The sequence below is a fragment of the Bacillus sp. HNG genome (genome assembly GCF_003400205.1).
GTDB lineage: Bacteria > Bacillota > Bacilli > Bacillales > Bacillaceae_L > Ferdinandcohnia.
Genome location: NZ_QUQV01000045.1, coordinates 1 through 1,794, shown reverse-complemented (window position 1 = coordinate 1,794; position 1,794 = coordinate 1). Strand labels below are relative to the sequence as shown.

Genomic DNA, 1,794 nt, shown 5'->3' with positions numbered 1-1,794 from the left:
TAGCATTCCTGTAGATCGTTATATATCAGGTTTGAAAAAAATAAAGCCCCTCAGTAAGATATGAGTATAGACACCACTCTAACTCAGACTCTTAAGGAGGAAGCCCTACTATGAATTTTAAAATGCAAGACAAACAAAATCAACTAATTGAAAGAATATCCGATAAACATTTAATAGTCGGTGTGGATATTGCTCAACAATTTCACGTTGCACGAGCTATAAATTACCGCGGAATTATAGTCGGAGATCCCCTTACATTTGAAAATAGTGAAGTAGGTTTTAAAAGTTTATTAAGTTGGATTCAAAGTTTACAAGAAATGAAGAATTTAAATGCAGCCATTGTAGGTATGGAACCAACTGGTCACTATTGGAAGAATATTTCGAAATGGCTTGATGAACAAAAAATTGAGGTAGTAACAGTAAATCCCCATCTAGTTAAAAGGAACAAGGAGAATCGCGATAATACTCAATCAAAGAGTGATAAGAAAGATGCCTTAGTGATCGCTGATATGGTTAAAAACGGCTATTATTCATTTATTAGTCCATCCTCAGAGTCCTTCGAAATGCTCAGAGTATTAATCTCAAATCGCGATGTTATTGTAAAACGGCTTGTAAGCTCAGCAAATCAGATTCATAGATGGGTAGATATTGTCTTCCCAGAACTCAGACAAGTGTTTAAAGATATAACGTGTAAAGGGGCAATCGCAACCCTTCGATTATTTCCAACTCCAGCTGAAATAGCTTCACTGGAGCCCCTAGATGTCATGAATGGATGGAAGTCATTAATGCAGCGACAACCTGGTCCTAAAAAAGCTCAATTACTGATTCAACTAGCAAAATCATCGATAGGAACAACTCAAGCACTAGGTGCATATAAATTTCATTTAGAACAATTACTAGAAGAATACGACCTTACTATATACCAACTCGCAAGAGTTGAACAACAAATCAAAGAAGAGCTTTATAAAATCCCTTACGTACAGAAACTCCTTATGATTAAGGGGATAAGTGAAATCTCATTGGCTGGTATTTTAGGAGAAGCAGGAGACTTAAGTGGATTTTCTCATGGTAATTCTTTATTACGACATGCAGGACTTCATTTAGCTGAAGCAAGTTCAGGAAAATGGAAAGGACAGATTGTGGTCTCAAAACGGGGTCGTTCTAGGCTACGGCGTTTCCTTTACCTAGCTACCATGAGCCTTGTGATGAACAACGATGAATTTAAAGCACTTCACGCACATAATGTGAAAGTCAAAAAGATGAAGAAAATGAAGTCTATTATGAAGTTAATCGGTAAATTGGCAAGAATTTTTGTAGGAATAGCTAAGCGTAATGAGGAATATTGTCCAAGTAAATTGAAAGAAATAATCCCTTTAGCAGCTTAAGAATAAAAACTTTTAGACTTACAGAAAAGTAGTAATTTTGATTTTGAATGTTGTCTTATTCGTAGGAATTCAAATATGTACGGAGTACCGGGTTTCTTCAACAAAAGGGCATTGTGACCCATCAGTTTAGCATAACTGGCCTCCACCCCTTGGATAGGCATGACGAAGGAATGAGAGGGCGCTTGACCCGTTGAGACATGGGAGGGAAAGCCTCCAGGGGCGGCGTGGAGATGTACATTATATGGTAAAATATGGAGTATTAGCTAACTCCTTTATTTAACTATGCCTTCACGAAGCCAAAATGATCTGAACTCACTTCTAATACCTATAAATCCATTTTAAAGGGGTATGAAATCCTGCGAATAAGTGAGCATTTGAGAGATATTCGTATCAAACTGAGGGAGTTGAA

General features: G+C 37.1%; 1 protein-coding gene. It reads left to right on the top strand.

From position 1 onward, the window contains the following. Window positions 1-110 precede the first annotated feature (110 nt). Window positions 111-1,385 carry an IS110 family RNA-guided transposase gene (locus DZB84_RS24545; protein ID WP_116354907.1) on the top strand — a complete coding sequence of 425 codons (1,275 nt, stop codon included), beginning with the start codon at window positions 111-113 and terminating at the stop codon, window positions 1,383-1,385. Window positions 1,386-1,794: the final 409 nt, after the last annotated feature.